General features: G+C 42.6%; 16 protein-coding genes and 1 other RNA gene. 6 read left to right on the forward strand and 11 right to left on the reverse strand.

From position 1 onward, the window contains the following. Positions 1-5: 5 nt before the first annotated feature. Together J1N09_RS07030 and J1N09_RS07035 are read right to left on the reverse strand one after the other, a co-directional pair. Positions 6-710, reverse strand: coding sequence for a hypothetical protein (locus J1N09_RS07030; RefSeq protein WP_265199252.1), 705 nt, complete (start codon positions 708-710; stop codon positions 6-8). A gap of 12 nt (positions 711-722) precedes the next feature. Continuing rightward, positions 723-926 carry a hypothetical protein gene (locus J1N09_RS07035; RefSeq protein WP_265199254.1) on the reverse strand — a complete coding sequence of 68 codons (204 nt, stop codon included), beginning with the start codon at positions 924-926 and terminating at the stop codon, positions 723-725. A 102-nt stretch (positions 927-1,028) separates the two neighbouring features. Here J1N09_RS07035 and pheT point away from each other — a divergent pair, with 102 nt between their 5' ends. Beyond that, on the forward strand, positions 1,029-3,455 hold the full coding sequence (gene pheT / locus J1N09_RS07040; protein WP_265199255.1) for a phenylalanine--tRNA ligase subunit beta: 2,427 nt from the start codon (positions 1,029-1,031) through the stop codon (positions 3,453-3,455). A gap of 426 nt (positions 3,456-3,881) precedes the next feature. On the opposite strand, the gene J1N09_RS07050 is transcribed toward pheT, so the two are convergent. Continuing rightward, on the reverse strand, positions 3,882-4,448 hold the full coding sequence (locus tag J1N09_RS07050) for a fasciclin domain-containing protein (RefSeq protein ID WP_265199256.1): 567 nt from the start codon (positions 4,446-4,448) through the stop codon (positions 3,882-3,884). A 138-nt stretch (positions 4,449-4,586) separates the two neighbouring features. Between J1N09_RS07050 and J1N09_RS07055 the strand changes: the two genes are divergently transcribed. Continuing rightward, a complete protein-coding gene (locus J1N09_RS07055) occupies positions 4,587-5,303 on the forward strand; it encodes a hypothetical protein (RefSeq protein WP_265199262.1) in 717 nt (238 codons plus the stop codon). A gap of 3 nt (positions 5,304-5,306) precedes the next feature. Here the strand turns inward: J1N09_RS07055 and J1N09_RS07060 are convergent, their stop codons facing one another. Beyond that, the gene (locus J1N09_RS07060; RefSeq protein WP_265199263.1) at positions 5,307-6,932 is read right to left on the reverse strand and encodes an ABC-F family ATP-binding cassette domain-containing protein; all 1,626 of its coding nucleotides are present in this window, start codon (positions 6,930-6,932) and stop codon (positions 5,307-5,309) included. Between the two features lie 156 nt (positions 6,933-7,088). On the opposite strand from J1N09_RS07060, the gene J1N09_RS07065 reads away from it, so the two are divergent. Continuing rightward, positions 7,089-8,492, forward strand: a complete 1,404-nt coding sequence (locus J1N09_RS07065; protein WP_265199264.1) for a TlpA family protein disulfide reductase — start codon at positions 7,089-7,091, stop codon at positions 8,490-8,492. Between the two features lie 29 nt (positions 8,493-8,521). Here J1N09_RS07065 and fsa read toward each other — a convergent pair whose 3' ends face one another. The 3 genes from fsa to ffs form a co-directional block, all read right to left on the reverse strand. Continuing rightward, complete coding sequence (gene fsa / locus J1N09_RS07070) at positions 8,522-9,175, reverse strand: fructose-6-phosphate aldolase (protein ID WP_265199265.1); 654 nt, start codon at positions 9,173-9,175, stop codon at positions 8,522-8,524. A gap of 129 nt (positions 9,176-9,304) precedes the next feature. Next, the gene (locus tag J1N09_RS07075; RefSeq protein ID WP_265199266.1) at positions 9,305-10,114 is read right to left on the reverse strand and encodes an SDR family oxidoreductase; all 810 of its coding nucleotides are present in this window, start codon (positions 10,112-10,114) and stop codon (positions 9,305-9,307) included. Between the two features lie 64 nt (positions 10,115-10,178). Further along, an RNA gene (ffs, locus tag J1N09_RS07080) (signal recognition particle sRNA small type) lies at positions 10,179-10,277 on the reverse strand. Between the two features lie 86 nt (positions 10,278-10,363). Here ffs and J1N09_RS07085 point away from each other — a divergent pair. The 3 genes from J1N09_RS07085 to J1N09_RS07095 all read left to right on the forward strand — a co-directional run bounded on the left by J1N09_RS07085 (position 10,364) and on the right by J1N09_RS07095 (position 14,681). After that, the gene (locus J1N09_RS07085; protein WP_265199267.1) at positions 10,364-11,422 is read left to right on the forward strand and encodes a glutaminyl-peptide cyclotransferase; all 1,059 of its coding nucleotides are present in this window, start codon (positions 10,364-10,366) and stop codon (positions 11,420-11,422) included. Between the two features lie 301 nt (positions 11,423-11,723). After that, complete coding sequence (locus J1N09_RS07090; protein WP_265199268.1) at positions 11,724-12,989, forward strand: carboxypeptidase-like regulatory domain-containing protein; 1,266 nt, start codon at positions 11,724-11,726, stop codon at positions 12,987-12,989. Between the two features lie 147 nt (positions 12,990-13,136). Next, the gene (locus J1N09_RS07095) at positions 13,137-14,681 is read left to right on the forward strand and encodes a hypothetical protein (RefSeq protein WP_265199269.1); all 1,545 of its coding nucleotides are present in this window, start codon (positions 13,137-13,139) and stop codon (positions 14,679-14,681) included. Here the strand turns inward: J1N09_RS07095 and J1N09_RS07100 are convergent, their stop codons facing one another. From J1N09_RS07100 to J1N09_RS07115, 4 genes are all read right to left on the reverse strand, one after another. Beyond that, positions 14,682-15,185, reverse strand: a complete 504-nt coding sequence (locus J1N09_RS07100; protein ID WP_265199270.1) for a GNAT family N-acetyltransferase — start codon at positions 15,183-15,185, stop codon at positions 14,682-14,684. A gap of 264 nt (positions 15,186-15,449) precedes the next feature. Continuing rightward, positions 15,450-15,986, reverse strand: coding sequence for a CIA30 family protein (locus J1N09_RS07105; RefSeq protein WP_265199271.1), 537 nt, complete (start codon positions 15,984-15,986; stop codon positions 15,450-15,452). 78 nt (positions 15,987-16,064) lie between these two features. Continuing rightward, complete coding sequence (locus J1N09_RS07110; protein WP_265199272.1) at positions 16,065-17,786, reverse strand: FG-GAP-like repeat-containing protein; 1,722 nt, start codon at positions 17,784-17,786, stop codon at positions 16,065-16,067. 63 nt (positions 17,787-17,849) lie between these two features. After that, the gene (locus tag J1N09_RS07115; RefSeq protein ID WP_265199273.1) at positions 17,850-19,571 is read right to left on the reverse strand and encodes an FG-GAP-like repeat-containing protein; all 1,722 of its coding nucleotides are present in this window, start codon (positions 19,569-19,571) and stop codon (positions 17,850-17,852) included. Positions 19,572-19,703 lie beyond the last annotated feature (132 nt).

A 19,703-nucleotide genomic window follows, 5' to 3' on the forward strand; every position in this document is an offset into this window, starting at 1 on the left:
TCAATTTAGTTCATGTCAGAATCAGAACCGAGCTTTTTAAGCGAGTTCTCTTTCTCCTCAACCTTTTTGTTGGCGTTATTCAAAGCATCTTTAAATTTCGCCAATCTTTCTTCTGCTGCGGTCACTTTAGCCATTTTAGCCGCGTATTCTTCCTCGTTGATCTTTCCCTCGGCTTTCGCTTCTTCCACTCGCTCTCTAGCTTTGGCGATTCTTTGTTCCGCATTAGCAAGTGATTGGTCATGCCCTGTAAGTTTTTGCTTGGCATTCTCCATTTTCTTTTTTGCAGAAGCCACACTTGCTGCATCACTACCCATTCGCTTGATCTCCGGCTTTCGGGTTTCTACTCCTGTCTTTTTAGACGGATCCCCTTTTGCCCTTGCCTTATCCGTGGCATCTATGGCGGCATCAGAAGCATCGTTTTTGGCCTGCTGAGCATCGCTCATAACCTTGTCTGCATCCTTTTTCATATTATCCGAGCGGTTCTTTGCCTTGTTTTTGGCTTCTTTCTCGGCTTCTTTCAGCTTTTGCTGCTCTTTCTCAATCTTAGCTTTTGCTGCTTTATCGGCTTCCGTTTTACTCTTCTGAATGTCTTTTTTCGTTTCAGTGACTTTCTTAGTCACCTTCTGCGCATCGTCCTGGGCATAAGTTAATTGGGTTGATCCCATCACTAATACCAGTGATACAAATATTGCTTTTATCAAATTTTTCATACTTCTCTTTTTTTATAGACTGTCTAACTCGGTTAATGTTGCCTCTAATTCGGCAGCTTCATTTTGAATTTCTTCTGTGATTGCTTCGGTTTCTTCTTCAATTGATTCTATTTGCTCCACTACTTTCGCCGCTTCAGCCTCTTCGGCTTTGGTATCACGACATGAAGTAAGTCCAAAAACAAATAAAACGATAAATAACTTTAAAAATACTTTCATTTTATTGGGTTTAACTTTTAAGATATAAAAGTACAAATTCTAGTCCAATCTTTGAATGGTATCACCATTGTTTTATCTTTGTAGGCTTAAATTAAAGGCTAGATGAAGATCTCGTACAATTGGCTTAAACAATTTATCAATATCGACTGGGATGCAGAGAGCACCGGTGATCTCCTTACCGATTTAGGTTTGGAGATTGAAGGTATAGCACCTTTCACTTCCGTTCCGGGAGGATTGGAAGGAATAGTTGTGGGTCATGTAGTGGAATGTAAGCAACACCCAAATGCCGATAAGCTAAAGCTTACCATGGTTGATTTGGGAGATTCCGAACCGGTTCAGATTGTGTGCGGGGCTCCAAATGTTGCCAAAGGTCAGAAAGTACCTGTTGCTACAGTGGGAACAACCCTGTACAGCAAAGAAGGAGAACCCTGGAAGATCAAAAAAGGTAAGATACGTGGCGAGGTAAGCATGGGGATGATCTGTGCTGAAGATGAGCTGGGTCTGGGAGATAGTCACGACGGGATCATGGTTCTTGATGATAGTTTGAAACCAGGTACTCCCGCTTCAGAAGTCTTTGATATTGAAAACGACGAAATCTTCGAAATAGGGTTAACACCCAACCGCGCTGATGCGATGAGCCACTGGGGAGTAGCCAGGGATCTCAGGGCTGGACTACTTCAGAAAGAAGTGCAGCGAGAATTAATCACACCATCTACCAGTAGTTTTCACGTGGATAACAGGACGCTGAAAGTTGATGTGGAAGTTGAAAACAATAAACTGGCCCCTCGCTATTGCGGATTAACCATAAGCGGAATTACCGTGGCACCTTCACCGGTCTGGCTTCAAAATAGGTTAAAATCCATCGGGCTTTCACCTATCAATAATATTGTAGACATAACAAATTACGTTCTGCATGAACTGGGGCAGCCACTCCACGCCTTCGATGCTGTAAAGATCGCAGGAAATGAGATAAACGTTAAGACACTGCCAGGCGGAACCAAGTTTGTCACCCTGGACGGAGTTGAGCGCGAACTAGATGAAGAAGATTTAATGATCTGCGACAGGGACAAACCTATGTGTATTGCCGGGGTTTTCGGTGGTATTCACAGTGGTGTGACCGAGAGCACTACCAGTATATTCCTTGAAAGTGCTTACTTCAATCCGATAAGTATACGAAGATCGGCAAAACGTCATGGTTTAAATACAGATGCATCGTTCCGCTTCGAACGGGGTGTTGATCCCAATGCCTGTGAGTACGCACTCATGCGAGCGGCCATTATGATTACTGAAATTGTCGGAGGAGAGATAACGAGTGACATCGTTGATATCTATCCGAAGAAAATAGAAGATCACCAGGTGGTACTGAATTTCGATAACGCAAATCGACTCATTGGAGAGGAACTACCCAGGGAGACTATAAAAGAAATCCTTACCTCTCTTGAGATCAAGGTGAACAACGTTACCGAAAGCGGCCTCGGGATGACAATCCCTGCCTACAGGAATGATGTGACGCGAGAAGCTGATGTAATCGAAGAAATTCTTAGGGTGTATGGCTATAACCGAATAGCATTCTCCGAGAAGCTCAATGCATCCATTTCGGAAACAAAGAAAGTTGAAGACCACCTCTTACAACAGCAGATATCCGGTCAGCTTACAGCCCTTGGTTTTAATGAGATGCTCGCTAATTCTTTAACCTCTCCTGCCTTTTGTGAGGTGAGTGACCAAATAAAGGAGGTGCACAATGTAGAGATTCTGAATCCGTTGAGCCAGGAACTGTCCGTTTTACGACCCTCAATGCTTTTTGGGGCTATGGAAGCGCTGAGTTACAATAGTAACAGAAAGATGAAGGACGTGAAGTTGTTCGAATTCGGATGCACCTATCACAACTATCCGGACGGGCGCGAAGAGCGAAAACATCTTAGCATGGTGGTATCGGGAGAACGCCATGAGGAAAGTTGGACTACCCCAGGGAAAAAGAGCGACTTCTTCTATTTCAAAGGAGTGGTTGAAGCCGTTATGGAAAGACTGGGAATTACAGCTTACACTGAAAAATCTTCAAAAGCAGATATTTTCATCGAGGGACTCACTTTTTCCAGGGGCAAGCAGGACCTGGTGAACTTCGGGATAATCAATAAAAAAGTTCGCAAACATTTCGATTTCGACGCGGAAGTGCTTTATGCAGACTTTAACTGGGGAGTTCTTCTCGAGCAGATAAGTGCGGAGAATTTTGTTTTTCAAGCCATTCCGAAATATCCTTCGGTTAAAAGGGATTTTGCACTGCTTCTTGATGATAGTGTTGCCTTCGGGGAACTTAAGGCAGCGGCTCTTCAAACGGAAAAGAAACTTCTTAAAGAGGTATCCCTCTTCGATGTGTATACGGGAAAAAATCTTCCGAAGGGCAAAAAATCCTACGCCTTGAGTTTTACGCTTCAGGATGATCGAAAGACGTTAAACGACAAGCAGATCGATAAGATCATGGCAAAACTTCAGCAACGATTCGAAAAGGACTTCGGCGCTCAGCTTCGTTAATGTTCATATAGATTAAAAAAAATGCGCCGGACCTATAATTGTAGTCCAACGCATTTCCAGTTAGGCTTGCACACTTAAAATTTCATTCCAAATCCCGCACCAATTTTCCATGGGTTGATGTCAACCTCAGTTCCTACCGTTGCCCCTAAAGCAGTGGTGGCGTCCACAGTAGCATCGATACTCAAAAACAACTTCTTGACGTCTATATTCAGAAGCCTTTTTTATCTTGGTATTTGGTTTGAGATTAGCGCAAAAGTAGAAGTGTCTTTTTTGCTGATATATGACAAGGGTCATTGTTCGAAATACGGTCCAATCTCCACTGGTAACATCCAAAATAATACCAGTATAGGCGTCTTAAAATGAGTAGATTACCTTATTGAAAGACCACCAATTCAGAAAGAGAAAAAATAAGTCAGAACGAATCTCTTATTCAGGAAGTAAAATCGCATCTGCAATGTGAAAAAAACCTTCCCTGTGATAGAGATCGGTAGCTATCAATTGTGAAGAATTTCCTTTCGAATCCAACAGTACAATTTGATCACCTTGCAGTTTCACCTGCAGCGTTGAACCGCTCACGGTGGACAACCTGGCGATTCCTCCTCCCTTTGAAGCAGCTTTTTTCAATGCATGAGCATCCACGCGACCCGGAACAATAAGGAATTGTAATATTTTTTTCTGAAGTGAAGGATCGGATAGATTGGGTGCTTCGGGATCTTCGGAATCGGTATCGAAGGCAGTATCAGGCATGACGAAAACGGTTCCCATAAATCCTTCCTGAAGAACAGCTTCGGAATGTGTTTCCAGCATACTACTATACACCGTAAATCCAGGTGCTTCGGAGAGATTTTCAAACAGTGATTTATCGGAAGAAAACTCAATTCCATTGTAAGTTCGTTTCACTACCGAACTGTCCGTAGTCTTGTATTTCTGGGCAATAAGCGAAGATGTTGTGCAAACTATCAAAGCCAGGGCTAGTAAATTTCTCAATCTCATATCAAAGAGTTTCATTTTATAAAAGTACACATTCTCTCCTACTAACGAATTTTAGTAACTAATATTTATTTTCAAATAGAATTGTTAAAATCTTGCGTCTAATTAGTTTGCTGATTATTTTTAAGCAAAAAATTGTTCATGTTCGAAAAGACCAATCTCGAAACACAGCTATATCGTACTCGCAATAAAAGAACGACTCCCGAAGATCTTCTACGGGAAGTCGCTGCTATCCTTGAGGATAACGCGAAAGAACGCGAGTCGATCTCAGACAAGCTGAAGACTGCCTCAGTTGAAGACAATTCATTAAATCTCGACCTGCTTGAGACTGAAAAGATCTTCCACATAGAGGATATCAAGAAATTATGTATCACCTACCGCTTAAGGTTCCTGGACTCTCGCTTTTTCAAAGGAGAGATACCTGAAGAAGCCATTTCAAAGATCCGGCAACTAGAGAAGGAACACGACGCTGCCCTGTCTGGCTTTAAGATCGTGGCTCCTGCTAAACGCCTGAAACTGGAAAATGCAGATGACCCGCTTCTATTTGCTCCACTAGGGAACGATTACTATTATTTAGTTCATAAGTGGGGAAATGATCTGCATCCGTTCAGGAAATTGTTAATGTGGCCTTATAAGAATTTTGAAAACCTGGTGTTTACAGTATTCTTACTAAGCATAGTGCTTACGGCAATAACCCCTATGAAACTCTTTACGCATGGAGAGGTTTCCATGCAGGAGTATTTCCTGATGTTCCTGTTCATGTTCAAGGCCGTGGGTGGAATCGTCCTGTATTACGGATTTGCCAAGGGTAAGAATTTCAACGGTGCTATTTGGGACAGTAAGTATTACAACGCCTAATCACTAAACTTCCACGGCGTACATCTTATCACGCAGCTCCTTGATCTTCGGATTATTCATGTACTCATCGAAGGTAGTGTAGCGGTCGATAACCCCGTTCGGTGTGATCTCGATCACACGATTGGCAACGGTTTGCGCGAACTCATGGTCATGAGTGGTTAACAATACTGTTCCCTTGAAATTCTTCAGGGAGTTGTTAAATGCGGTAATGGATTCGAGGTCCAGGTGATTGGTGGGTTCATCCAGCATTAACACATTGGCTCTAAGCATCATCATTCGGCTCAACATACATCTCACTTTCTCCCCTCCTGAAAGTACATTGGCCTTTTTCAATGCTTCGTCACCGCTAAAAAGCATTTTCCCAAGGAATCCACGGATATATACTTCTTCTCTTTCCTCCTCTGTTTTGGCCCATTGACGCAGCCAGTCTACCAGGGAATCATCGGTTTTAAAGAACTCCTCATTGTCCAGGGGAAGATAGCTTTGAGTAGTAGTTACCCCCCACTGGTATTTTCCGGAATCCGCCTGCTCATGTCCATTGATGATCTGGTAAAAGGCTGAGGTCGCACGTGAATCTCTGGAAAACACTACTACCTTATCACCTTTTGCGAGATTGATGTCCACATTGCTGAAAAGTACTTCTCCATCCAGGGAAGCTGAAAGCCCTTCAACGTTAAGTATTTGGTCTCCTGCTTCACGCTCGCGATCAAAGATGATGGCGGGATATCTCCTACTTGAAGGCCGGATGGATTCCACATCAAGCTTCTCGATCATCTTCTTACGACTAGTAGCCTGTTTAGATTTCGCTACGTTCGCGGAGAATCTTCGGATGAATTCCTCCAGTTCCTTCTTTTTGTCCTCAGCCTTCTTGTTCTGCTGAGCTCTTTGGCGAGCAGCAAGCTGACTACTTTCATACCAAAATGTATAATTTCCACTGTAGTGAGTGATCTTTCCGAAGTCAATATCACTGATATGCGTACAAACCGCATCCAGGAAGTGACGGTCGTGAGACACCACGATCACACAATTCTCATAATTTGCCAGGAAATTCTCCAGCCAGGTGATGGTTTCGTAATCCAGGTCGTTGGTAGGCTCATCCATGATCAGAAGATCCGGGTTACCGAATAACGCCTGGGCCAACAATACACGTACTTTTTGCTTTCCGTCCAGGTCACCCATCATATTGTAATGAAGACTCTCCTTGATACCTAGATTCGAAAGTAAGGCAGCAGCATCACTATCGGCGTTCCAACCATTCATCTCTTCGAATTTCACCTGCAACTCCCCTATCTTTTCGGCATTCGCATCTGTATAATCCTCGTACAGGCTGTCTATCTCCGATTTAATTGCAAATAATTCTTTATTACCTCGCATCACAGTTTCGAGCACCGGGTAATCATCGAATGCATTGTGGTTCTGTTCCAGCACAGACATACGCTTACCTGGCTCAAGGTGATAATTCCCTGAGGTTGGATCCTGTTTGCCCGCAATTATCTTTAGGAAAGTAGATTTTCCCGCTCCATTTGCACCAATGATACCATAGCAATTACCCTGTAGAAACTGGGTGTTCACTTCATCAAAAAGTACTCTTTTTCCAAATTGAACCGATAGGTTATTTACGCTTAACATGTCTCCTTTGTGATATTTCTTAAATTCGCCGCAAAAGTAGCGAAATAACTGGGATTGTTGCAACAATCTGGTTTTAAAATACTTTTAACTAGTAATTAACACTGAGTAGCAGAACTGAGGGTTACTTTTGTTTCGTGTGCCAAAATTAACATAGTATTGTTTAGAAATCTACTCCTCTTCACATTGTGTATTACCCTCCTATCCTGTGAGACCGGTTCTGAAAAAAGGTCTGACAGTACATGGATTGGGGGAGAGATCGTCAATCCCAAGAGCGATTATGTGTTGCTACTGAAGGACAACAAGGTTCTTGATACGATAGAACTTGACAGCAAAAATTTCTTTCATTATAAATCCGATAGTGTTTCGGCAGGTTTGTATTCTTTCCGTCATCATGAATATCAGATCTTTTACCTGGAACCCGGTGACAGCTTAATGCTTCGTGTAAACACTGTAGATTTTGACGAATCCCTTAGCTATTCCGGGATAGGTGCAGCAAGAAATAACCTGTTGATGGATCTCTTTCTGATGAATGAAAGCGAGAATACGCTCATGCCTTCTCTGTATCGCTTGAGCCCACCTATGTTCGAAGAGAAGATCGATTCACTTAGGGATATCCGAATGAACCTCTACAACGAATATTCGGAAAATCAGTCCTTGTGCTCTGATTTTAAGAAAATCGCACTGGCGAATATTAATTACGATTATTATTCCAAAAAAGAATTATACACTTCGGCCAATGCCATGAATCCAAATCTGAAAGAAGAAGATTTTCCTTCTAATTTCTACGATTACAGGAATGATATTGATTTTGGTAGTGCCGAACTTCGATCCTATTACCCTTATTATCGTTTTCTGAACCGCTACTTCGATAATCTTGCGCATAATAAAAATAATCATACAGGTGATTTTCTGAATAGAAACAGCTACTATCACAATTTCCATAAAATAAAGCTCATAGATAGCATTGTGGAATGTGAAATACTTAAGAATAATCTATTATATACCTGCGCCCGAAGATATCTCATCAACGCTAAGGATGTTGAGAATGAAAAGCAAATGGTGTCTATCTTCAAGTCGACGAACACAAACGAAAAACATCATGCCGAGATCGAGCTATTGGCCAACCGGACCATGCAACTCACACCCGGCAATGTGCTTCCAAACATCATGCTGGTTAGTTATGATAATGTAATGAAAGACGTGCATTCGATCATTAACCGCCCTACTGTTCTGTATTTCTGGTCTGCAGAGTCTGTGAAGCATTTTAGGAACCTTCATTCACGTGCCGCAGAGTTAAAATCCAAATACCCGGAATACGATTTTATTGGTGTTAACACAGATACACATTTTAAGAAATGGAAAGAGGTTGTAACTAAGGCTGGTTACAGCACTGTGCACGAGTACCAGCTCGAGAATATCAAGGATGCCGAAAAGAAACTACTTATCAATTCTACGAATAAAGCGATTATCGTGGATAAGAATGGTGAGATCAGGGACGGTCATACTAACCTTTTCTCTCCTACCATTGAAGATAATCTGCTAGGATTTCTGAATATCTAAAAAGCCCCGGTTTCCCGAGGCTTTATTTTTTAATTTCCTTTTCTGTAGTCTGCCAGGAATTTCTCCAGGCCTATATCCGTTAGAGGATGTTTCAGAAGGCCTTCAATGGAAGAAAGTGGCCCTGTCATTACATCGGAACCAATCTTAGCACATTCGAGTACGTGCATGGTGTGGCGAACAGACGCCGCAAGGATTTGTGTATCGAAACCATAGTTATCGTAAATAAGTCGGATCTCAGCTATAAGGTTCAATCCATCCGTGGAAATATCGTCCAATCTTCCAATAAATGGAGAAACATAGGTAGCTCCTGCCTTAGCAGCTAGCAACGCCTGACCCGCAGAGAATACCAGGGTACAATTCGTTTTGATTCCACTATCCGAAAAATACTTGATCGCCTTCACACCTTCCTTGATCATCGGTACTTTTACTACAATTTGATCGTGTAATGCCGCCAGCTCTTTCCCCTCCTTGATCATACCATCGAAGTCGGTCGCGATCACTTCAGCAGAAACATCACCATCCACAATATTACAAATGTCTACATAGTGTTTCAAGATATTCTCCCGTCCGGTAATTCCTTCTTTTGCCATTAAGGAAGGATTGGTGGTAACACCGTCCAGTACTCCTAAATCCTGGGCTTCTTTTATCTGATCTAAATTCGCTGTGTCAATGAAAAATTTCATGCTGTGGTTGTATTTTTTTATTGTCACAAAAGTACGAAGGTTTGCAAGTTACTTCAATGTACCTGCTGATTTTTTCAAACAAAAATTGTTGACAACTTCAGGAAATAGAAAATCCAATAACCGCAGTAGTTATTTCAGTTTGTAGTGATTCATAAGCATACGCTCATACATGCGTTGAGGGAGAACTCTTTTTAGCACGATAGAGAACTTCTGAAGGAAGGCCCCTACTTTGTAACGTACTTTGGGTTTAGGGGTGTTTATGATGCGATAAATCGTTTCCGCCATCTGCACCGGATCCTCACCCGCATCAACATGCTCGTTCATCATTTTTAGAGTAGCGCCATAATCCTTGCGATATGGAGAGTGCTCTAATTCCGGGGCATGATACCTGCCCGCGGCAATATTAGTAACAAAGTCGCCGGGCGCCACGTTCGTTATTTCTATACCAAATTGTTTGGTTTCCATGCGGATGGCTTCTGTTGTTATTTCCAATGCCGATTTAGTCGCCGAGTAGATCCCACGATACGGTAATCCCATATAACCCGCAATGGAAGTGATATTGATGATCAGGCCTTTGCCCTGACTCCTCATTTGAGGTAATGCTGCTTTGATCACTCGAATGGGCCCGTAAACATTTGTGTCGAACGCTTTGTGGATCTCAGTGTCCGGAGTTTCTTCTATGGGGCCGGTAATACCTACACCAGCATTGTTAATAATAACATCCAGTCTATTTTCTTTTTGAATTACTTCGGAAATGGCCGCAGAAACAGAATCTGCATTACAGACATCCATTTTCACGAGCTCGAATTTGAAATCTTCAGAGAGTCGATCTGGGTTCCTTGAAGTACCATAGACCACAAACCCCTTATCGGTGAGAAAATCGCCCATGGCTTTGCCGATCCCTGAGGATCCTCCCGTAATGAATATAACTTTGGACATAGTTGGTTACGAACGAAGCAAAGATGCGCCTAAGGGGTAAGAATTGCAAAAAAAAGCGCATAAAAAATGGCAAGCTACCTACATCACACCGCTACGACCGTATACCCTTGCTGCGTTCCCGCCCTGGGGGATTCAACAGGAGCTGGTTGTGTAGGACTTGCCAGTGCAAAGATACGGCAATTTTAAGGTTTCGCAAGGGTTTTTACAATACAATTTTTATTGGTTATCTTGCCCGAAAATTGAATTTATATGATGTCATTTCTTAAGATATTCGTTCTGATACTTTTAGTGACAGCTCCTGCCGCTTGTGATGATAAAGAGCCTACTGCTAAAAGTCTTTTCAAGATGGAATTCGACGGTGCGAAAAAAGGTCACGACGGGGCGATGCCATTGAATATTTCAGTAAAGGCAAGAAAAGGAAATACCATCGATTCGGTGAGTTATGCGATAGATGGTAACACAGTGGGGCAAAGTATCGGAGGAGCGCAGGTATCACTTGATGTTTCTGCCCTCAACCTGGGGAAAAGGGAGATTACAGCAACAATTCATTCAGAAGAAAAACAATACGAACTTAAAGGCAATTTAGTACTACTGGCATCGGAAAAACCAGTGCTGTACACATACGAGATCCTGGAAAGTTATCCTCATGATAAAATGGCTTATACCCAGGGACTGGAATTTCACAACGACACCTTGTACGAAAGTACGGGGAAGTATAAGAAATCGAGTTTGCGTAAAACCGACTATCGAACCGGAGAAGTGTTTAAAAGCGTTTCACTAAGTGACGGTTATTTCGGAGAAGGACTCACCATTGTAAACAACAAGGTCTACCAACTCACCTGGCAGGAAAATACCGGGCTAATCTACAACCTAAGTACACTTGAAAGCACGGGGTCCTTTGTCTATGGAGAAAGTAAAGAGGGCTGGGGCCTCTGCAACGACGGATCGAAGATCTTCAAAAGTGATGGTACAGAACGCATCTGGACATTGAATCCCGAAACACTGGCCGAAGAAAGCTATATTGAACTCTACACCAATACGGCCAAAATTCCAAACGTGAATGAGCTGGAATGGGTAGATGGAAAGATATATGCGAATATCTATCAGAAAGATGCCATTGCCGTTGTTAATCCGAAGAATGGTGCCGTAGAAAAAGTGATCAATCTAAAAGGGTTAAAAGACAAAGTAACGCAACACGAAGAGCTGGATGTCCTAAATGGTATAGCGTATAAAGGCGAAACTAATATCCTTTATGTTACGGGTAAAAACTGGGATAAGCTCTTCAAGATCCGGGTTGTGGAAAAGTAGATGGGTTTAGTGTTCGGTGTTAAGTGTTAAGTGTTAAGTGTTCAGTGTTCAGTGTTCAGTGTTCAGTGTTCAGTGTTCAGTGTTCAGTGTTCAGTGTTCAGTGTTCAGTGTTCAGTGTTCAGTGTTCAGTGTTCAGTAAATAGTCTATTACTAACATTCTAAAATACTAACCTACTAATATTCTAAAATACTAACACCCTTCCCCCACTACCCCATTCCCTCATTAATTCACCCGTTTCCCTCAAAAGCCATTTTATTTCGGACTGAATTTTGATTGCTTTGATGTATCAATAACCGAAGCATGAAAAAAGCCATCACCATCAATGTTCCAGAGCCCTGTCACGAGGGTTGGGAAAACATGACTCCTTCCGAAAAAGGAAGATTTTGCAGTAGTTGTGAGAAAGAAGTAGTAGACTTCAGCAGGAAGACTGACGAAGAACTAGTAAAGGAACTGGCTGGAAAAACGAATCTCTGTGGTAGATTCAAGAGCTCTCAACTCAATCGGGCAGTAAGCCTGGAGCGAAAAAGCTCAACCGGCCTTCTTCCCTACGCCGCTTCTCTAATGCTTCCCTTATCGATATTGGGTTCCAACCCGTCGAACACTTCAGCAGACGATAAGAATTTTACTTCATTGGGAATTGGCAGATATAGTACGAATTCGGAAGATAGGATTCAGGTTACGACTTCAGGAAAGATAACCAATGCAGATGGTAAACCCTTATTCAATGTTGAGATTGTAGTGAAGGAAAGTGGAAAGTCGGAACTCAGTGGTATGCGCGGTGATTATATGATCAAATCCCTGGATGGGGAAACACTGATCTTCAAAAAAGAAGGTTTTGTTTCCCAAGAGGTGAAATTGGGGAGAAAATCTGGAGAGCTAAACATTATGCTGCATTCTAACCCTCAGGCTATCGAGGTAATGGTTCTGGGTGGAATTGGTGCAATAGAGGCAGTGGAGGTCGATCCTGAAACTGTTCTGGAAAATGCAATACCAGTCTGTGATTTAATTGAGGAGGAAGAACTGATAGAAGGAGAAATGATCTTAGAAGAGAACGATTCCGAAGAAAAAGAATCGATTCAAGATGCATTTTTAGTAAAAGGAATGGTGACAGATGAATACAAGCTACCATTGCCCGGAGCCAATGTGATCATTAAAGGAACAACTACGGGGACACAAGCAGACTTCGACGGCAATTTTGAGATAAAGGTGAAAAAAGGACAGGAACTACAGTTTTCCTATGTTGGTTTTGAGACACAGATACTATCTATCGAAAATAATCGTCCGGTTAACGTCGGTATGGTTATGGACGAAATGGTCCTGGGAGGGTATATTGGAGTCGTTGTTACACATGAATATCGTGGTCCGAATCTAAATAATGCCAAATATGTAGTGGAACCCGAAGAATATCCCGAAAGCGAGTTCACGCTCTATACCGCTGAGCAACGTGAGCAATGGCGTGAGAACAATAAAAAGGCGCAAGCCAACGAGTTGGCCTTCAAACGAATTCAGCAGGCTAGAAAAAAAGCAGCCCGCACCTTGAGAAAAAGTAAACGCAAAAAGAAATAAAGAGCAGCATACAGCGGGTATCCCTGCATAATCTGGGTAGGTTTGGGGTACATTAGGTGATACCTGCTGCTACTGCTTTATAAAAGTTATTCCTTCAACAATAAGTAGCTTCATAAAAAGTTATATTTTTACTGAAATTTAGCTTAGATGAAGTATTTATACGCGATCGCAGTCTTAGCCTGCGTTGTCCTCTGGAGTTCCTGCCGAAACGACTTCGAAACTGTTCCCAGCACCGGTAACCTGGAGTTTTCCCGGGATACGGTGTACCTGGATACCGTTTTTACCAACATCGGTTCCAGTACCTATAACCTGAAAGTATACAATCGTAGCGATGACGATATCAATATTCCTACCCTGGCCCTGGGAGATGGTGAGAATTCTAATTATCGACTCAACGTGGATGGTGTGCCGGGAAAGATGTTCGAGAATGTCACCGTACTTGCGAAAGACAGTATCTTCATCTTTATTGAAACAACATTAGACATCAATAACTTCCCAAATCCGGATAATGCATTTCTGTATACCGATAAGATCCTTTTCGATACCGGTGGAAACCAGCAGGATGTAGACCTGGTTACCCTGGTTCAGGATGCGGTTTTCCTGTTCCCCGAGCGTTTTGCGGATGGTACCGTTGAAACCCTTAATCTTGGAGTAGATGGCAACGGTGAAGATATACTGGTAGAAGGATTCTTCCTGGATGATACCGAATTAAACTTTACTAATGAAAGGCCCTATGTGATCTATGGTTTTGCGGCAGTTCCTCCGGACAAAACCCTTACCATAGACGCGGGTACAAGAGTACATTTCCATGCCGATAGTGGAATAATTGTAGCAAATAATGGTTCGATCCAGGCAAATGGAATTCCAAGCACAGACCCTGAACTCATGGAAGGTGAGATCATCTTTGAAGGTGATCGACTGGAACCAACCTTTGCCAATACTCCCGGACAATGGAGTACGATCTGGTTGACACAGGGAAGTACGAATAACAGTTTTACACACACAACTGTAAAGAATTCAGTAGTGGGAATACTCAACGACAATTCACCTCTATCGTTAACAAACGTACAGATCTACAACAGTGCGAACGTTGGGTTACTTGCCAGGACGGCAACGATCGTTGGTAACAATGTGGTGATCAACAATAGCGGACAAGCTTCGCTCGCCTGTTCCCTGGGAGGCGATTACGAGTTCAATCATAGTACTTTTGCCAACTTCTGGACCAATAGCTTCAGGACGTTCCCAACGGTACTTATCGATAATGTACTCCAGGTGAGTGAGACCGAGGTAGTGGTGGCCGACCTTGTACGCGCAGATTTCACCAACTGTATCATCTATGGAAGTGAACAACGCGAATTAGGATTTGTAAATGAGCCTTCTGCACAATTCAATTTCAATTTCAGGAATAGTTTAATTCGGTTTGAAGATCCGAATAATGAATTTACCGACATTCCCGAATACAACTTTCAGAATGCATCCCTGTACACCAATATCGTCTTGAACGAGGACCCTGTATTCTTCGATACCGAGTTAAACGACTTCAATATAGAAACTGGTGAATCCGGAGCCGATGGCATTGCATTGCCAGGCGTTGGGCCTGCGCAAGACCTCAACGGGGTAACGCGTGGAGCCAATCCCGATGCCGGAGCCTATGAAAGCGTTGTATTTCCCGATCCGGGAGGAAGGCCATAATCAGGTTGAAAACAACAGCAATTCTGCCTCATCCTCTTCCATTCGAATCCTGTCTATTATTTCCAGGCCGAGTTTGCGAAGCAAGCCTTGTGAAGCTTTATTTGTAGGTAACGTGATTCCATAAATCGTATCCATGTTCAACTCGCTACGGGCGTAGTTCATCAATGCCGAGGTCGCTTCAAAGGCGTATCCCTTTTTTTCATACTTCGGAAGTAAAGCAAATCCAATATCGAAGTGATCGAGTTTAGGTCTTTTGTAAAGCCCACAGGTCCCCACAATAGTATTGCTGCCTTTCAATACAGAAACATAAGAACCAAAGCCCAATTCGTCATATTGAGCGAGATATTTCTCCTCGATATAGTGCCTTGCATCTTCCAGGGTACGCACTCCCCTATCCCCGATATTCGCTATCCATTCAGGAGAATTTAAAAGTTCGAGAACGAATCCGGCATCCTCCAGAGTATACTTTCTCAATTTGAGTCGGGCGGTTTCCAGAAATGTCATTGCTGAATGATTAGGTTGCTGGTTCCAAAATAGGGAAATTCCCCTTTAAAATTAAGGGAAATTCCCTTGTAAGAAATTTCGCTCCGTTGTATCTTTACAGAAGTATAAATTTCTGAAAATGAGTATTTCCGAGAATAAAGTATTCACAGGGATTCAATACTGGACGTTACGAGTATTTTCAGGGAAGTCCAAAACTTCTCAAAAACAAAAAGATAGATTGGCTATTATGAATAAATCTCCGCGATTTATGAAGTCAGGTAGCAATTAATCAAAACGAATATAATCTACCTCCAGTTCGAAGGGCCCCGCTTTTTTATCGTACAGAATGATTCCCATACGGATGATCTCTGATTGCGCCTCTATGGGCATTGTATTGCCGGTATATCGGCCTACACTTGATTCCTTGAATTCCGTTAAATTAATTGTGGTCTCCTGCCATTCATCGGTGGGGACGAACTCATATTTGTAGTTCGGGCGATACCATGCTCTATACCTATCCAGGGAAATCGCAAATTTTCTGCTGCTTCCCCTGTGTCGGATCGTAACTGTTTTGTATTCTGAAAGGTCCATCTTTTGGTAAGGACCCCTTATAGAAGCAAAGCCACCATTGTTCTCCAATGAAACCTTGCCTTTAAAATTTAGACAAGACGGCTTTAAGAATGCCAGGGAGGAGGATCTTCCTCCCATCACATCGTCGTTCACAACCCGCCAGTCATCACCTCCGGTACTTATTCCGAAGTTTATTTCAAATTCACCGCTGGTTATCATTCCAAGCATAAGGATTATGGCAAATACCTTCATTTGTTTTAATTGTAATTACACAAAAAAAGCGCTTTGGATGAAATTGTTGTGAAGTTTAACGGTCTTTAACGTTCCTTATCATTTGCTAACGACAAGCTTCTTTGTAATTGCCCTGTCCTTATTTTCCAGGGTTACGAAATATACGCCGGAGGCGAATTCAGAGACATTCAGATTAGTTTCTGTCGTTTCAAGAACTGATTTCTTTAGCAATCGACCATTCACATTGTGGATTAGTACCTGGCCGCCAATCATTTCTGCGGAAGTAATTATGCTTACAACATCATTTGCCGGGTTCGGGTATATTCGGAACGAATTGTTTTCACCTACATCCGAGGTTCCCAAGGAAGATCCTTCCACCACGGTAATTTGTGTGTTGATCGCGGGGTTTTGGATGAGATCTACATTTCCACTTAGCCAGGTCACCTTTATGTAATCGATTTCCGTAGCGTCACCTATTCCGAAGAATTCATAAGGCGAATTCTGTCCTAAATATCCTTCACCACACAATGTGTAGTTGAACTGACTTTCACCATTTACCGAAACCTCGATCCAGGACCCGATCCCCTGCCTGTTCGATTCGATCCCTTCTAATTTCACCTTGATCCAGTTGTTGTTACTAGTCGAAATATTTCTGTATAGGAAAATGTCGTGTGGTTCATAATTCAGAACGGCAATGTCCGGATAGCCGTCATTATTCACGTCACCAATCGCATTGGCATAGCTTTCTGCGTTGTCATTATCAAATCCTATCCCTGAAGGAATAATATAATTTCCGGAGCCATCATTGTAATAATAAGCGGATGTAAGCCCAATGCTTGGATCATCGATCAAAGCACTCACAAAGAGATCTTTGATTCCCCTGTTGGCTCCATCCAAGAATACTGCTCCCCAGGCGTAACTTTCCATTAAAGTGCCGTTAGCAGGTGCAAGATCTGTAAACGTACCATTGAAGTTATTCTTAAAAAAGGCATTACCCTCCGCGGTATTAGTTACGTAGATATCCAGGTAACCATCGTTGTTTGCGTCGTCAATGGCGGTGCTCATAGCCTCAATGGAAACCCCGGTTCCGGAGGCACTTCCAATTTCGACAAAAGTTCCATCGCCATTATTTCGATACAAGTGATTTACGGGAGTCCGGTCGTTGGCCACATAAATATCCTGCCAACCGTCCTTGTTGAAGTCGAAAAAAGCCGCACAAAAGGAGTAAAACCCGTCCTGAAGTATACCGGCCTGAACACTTACATCCGTAAAGGTCCTATTTCCATTATTTCTGAATAGCTTGTTGCTGTAACCCGAAAGAGGGCCGCGGTGGGAAGTAAGGAACAGGTCGAGAAGCCCGTCGTTATTATAGTCACCCCACGAACCTCCGAAACTCCAGTTATTTATGATCTGTAGTCCTGCTTCGAAGGTGATATTGGTAAATTGCATCTGACCGTCATTTTCGTACAACCTGTTATCCTCATGTATCGTGGTTGTGAACAGGTCGTAATCGCCATCATTATCGAAATCCACCCATTGGACCGTTTTATTCTCGAGTGTTTCATTGATCCCGAAATCAACCAGCTCGAATTGTCCATTGTTATTCCTGTAAAAACGTATGGATTGGCCCTCTTCAGAAGTGATTGTAAGGTCATCCCAACCATCATTATTGAAGTCGAAAAATGATATACCACCTCCAAAGGTTCCGCCTCCATAGGAGGTATTTGACAATCCTAAAATACTTGCCTCCTCGCTAAACAGCACCTGGGCTTGTAAAGAAGTGATTGAAATTAGAAGGCAAATGAAAAATTTTGGGTACATGAAGTAGTTATTTACTTAACAACGTTGACTTTTGGGTAAATATATGAAATTCCACCTGCTCCTTTAGTTGTTGATCAATAGCTTTTTGGTGATTGAATGTTTGTTATTCTCAAGGGTGACAAAATACACACCACTGGAAAATTCAGGAAGGAAGATTTCCGATAATGAAGAATCGATCACAGTTTCCTGAACCAACCCTCCATTCACATTGTGAATCTTTAGTGGGCTCCCAATCATTTCTGAAGAAACCGAAATACTCACACGATCGTTTGCAGGGTTTGGTGATATTCTGAATGTAACCAATGAATCACCATCCTGCGTACCCAGACCGAGTCCTTCGGTCACTGTAATATGGGTATTAATAGCTGGATTGTCGATGATATCCACAATACCACTCAGCCAGGTGACTTTAACGTAATCGATCTCCGTGGCGTCCCCTATTCCGAAGAACTCATAGGAGGAGTTCTGACCCAAATACCCTTCCCCGCATAAAGTGTAGTTGTACTGACTTTCTCCATTAACCGAAATCTCTATCCAGGATCCAATTCCCTGCCTGTTCGATTCGGTCCCCTCTAATTTTACCTTGATCCAGTTATTGTTACCGGCAGACAAATTCCTGTACAGAAAAATATCGTGCGGCTCCTGGTTGAGTACCGCTATGTCCGGATAGCCATCATTATTTATATCTCCAATGGCATTTCCGAAGCTTTCTGCGTGGTCGTTATAGAGTCCGGAACCAGTGGGAATGGTATAGTTACCGGATCCGTCGTTGTAGTAATAGGCAGATGTTAGACCCACAGCAGGATCAACTTCCCAGGAGCTAACATACAGATCCTTGAATCCATTATTCGATCCATCCAAAAACACAGCCCCCCAGGACCAACTTTGCATTAGAGTTCCATTCGCCGAAGCCATGTCGCTAAAAGTACCATTTGTATTATTTTCGAAGAAAACGTTGCCCGCAGAGGTGTTGGTTACATAAATATCCAGGTAACCATCGTTGTTCGCGTCATCAATCGTTGTGCTCATTGCATCTATTGAAATCCCGGTCCCCGTAGTGTTGCCAACTTCTGTAAATGTTCCATCACCATTGTTATGATATAAGTGATTATCCGGTGAATGGTCACTGGCTACATAGATATCCTGCCAACCATCCTTATTATAGTCAAAGAAAGCCGCGCAAAAAGTGTAATATCCATCCTGAAGTATCCCCGCCTGGACACTTACATCCGTAAAGGTTCCGTTTCCATTATTTCTGAAAAGTTTGTTGCTGTACCCGGAACCCGGTCCGCGGTGGGACGTTAGAAACAGGTCGAGAAGGCCGTCATTATTATAGTCGCCCCACGAACTCCCGAAACTCCAGTTATTAATGATCTGAAGTCCGGCTTCGAATGTGATGTTGGTGAATTGCATCTGACCGTTATTTTCATACAACCTGTTATCGTCATGAACCGAAGTGGTAAATAGATCGGAATCACCGTCATTGTCGAAATCCACCCACTGTACCGTCTGATTTTCCTGGAGATCGTTAATTCCCAGATCCACCAACACAAATTGCCCATTTACATTTCTATAGAAACGTACCGGTAAACCTTCATCGGATGAGATGGTTAGATCATCCCAGCCATCCCCGTCAAAATCGTAGAACGCTATCCCGCCACCATAGACTCCGGTACCATAGGAAGTATTTGCGCAACCCAGGCTACTCGCTTCTTCACTAAATAATACTTGCGCATTCAAAGAAGTGATTGAAAGCAGAAAACAAAAGATAATTTTTTGGTACATGAAGAGGTTGATTACTTGGACATCAATGAATGTCAAGTAAATATATAAAATTCTGAATACTGAATCTTGCCTGGACGCATACTCCTATTATGGAATGAGCCTTTCAACAACAAAAGAGATTCAACTCCGATT

The sequence above is a fragment of the Aureitalea sp. L0-47 genome (assembly GCF_026126405.1).
GTDB lineage: Bacteria > Bacteroidota > Bacteroidia > Flavobacteriales > Flavobacteriaceae > Pukyongia.

Bases quoted from the DNA above. Each gene is read 5' to 3' on its own strand.
- J1N09_RS07085 (WP_265199267.1), top strand. From the start codon at position 10,364: ATGATGTCATTTCTTAAGATATTCGTTCTGATACTTTTAGTGACAGCT.
- J1N09_RS07100 (WP_265199270.1), bottom strand. From the start codon at position 15,185: ATGACATTTCTGGAAACCGCCCGACTCAAATTGAGAAAGTATACTCTG.
- J1N09_RS07110 (WP_265199272.1), bottom strand. From the start codon at position 17,786: ATGTACCCAAAATTTTTCATTTGCCTTCTAATTTCAATCACTTCTTTA.
- J1N09_RS07075 (WP_265199266.1), bottom strand. From the start codon at position 10,114: ATGTCCAAAGTTATATTCATTACGGGAGGATCCTCAGGGATCGGCAAA.
- J1N09_RS07090 (WP_265199268.1), top strand. From the start codon at position 11,724: ATGAAAAAAGCCATCACCATCAATGTTCCAGAGCCCTGTCACGAGGGT.
- pheT (WP_265199255.1), top strand. From the start codon at position 1,029: ATGAAGATCTCGTACAATTGGCTTAAACAATTTATCAATATCGACTGG.
- J1N09_RS07095 (WP_265199269.1), top strand. From the start codon at position 13,137: ATGAAGTATTTATACGCGATCGCAGTCTTAGCCTGCGTTGTCCTCTGG.
- J1N09_RS07050 (WP_265199256.1), bottom strand. From the start codon at position 4,448: ATGAGATTGAGAAATTTACTAGCCCTGGCTTTGATAGTTTGCACAACA.
- J1N09_RS07060 (WP_265199263.1), bottom strand. From the start codon at position 6,932: ATGTTAAGCGTAAATAACCTATCGGTTCAATTTGGAAAAAGAGTACTT.
- J1N09_RS07105 (WP_265199271.1), bottom strand. From the start codon at position 15,986: ATGAAGGTATTTGCCATAATCCTTATGCTTGGAATGATAACCAGCGGT.
- J1N09_RS07030 (WP_265199252.1), bottom strand. From the start codon at position 710: ATGAAAAATTTGATAAAAGCAATATTTGTATCACTGGTATTAGTGATG.
- J1N09_RS07115 (WP_265199273.1), bottom strand. From the start codon at position 19,571: ATGTACCAAAAAATTATCTTTTGTTTTCTGCTTTCAATCACTTCTTTG.
- fsa (WP_265199265.1), bottom strand. From the start codon at position 9,175: ATGAAATTTTTCATTGACACAGCGAATTTAGATCAGATAAAAGAAGCC.
- J1N09_RS07035 (WP_265199254.1), bottom strand. From the start codon at position 926: ATGAAAGTATTTTTAAAGTTATTTATCGTTTTATTTGTTTTTGGACTT.
- J1N09_RS07055 (WP_265199262.1), top strand. From the start codon at position 4,587: ATGTTCGAAAAGACCAATCTCGAAACACAGCTATATCGTACTCGCAAT.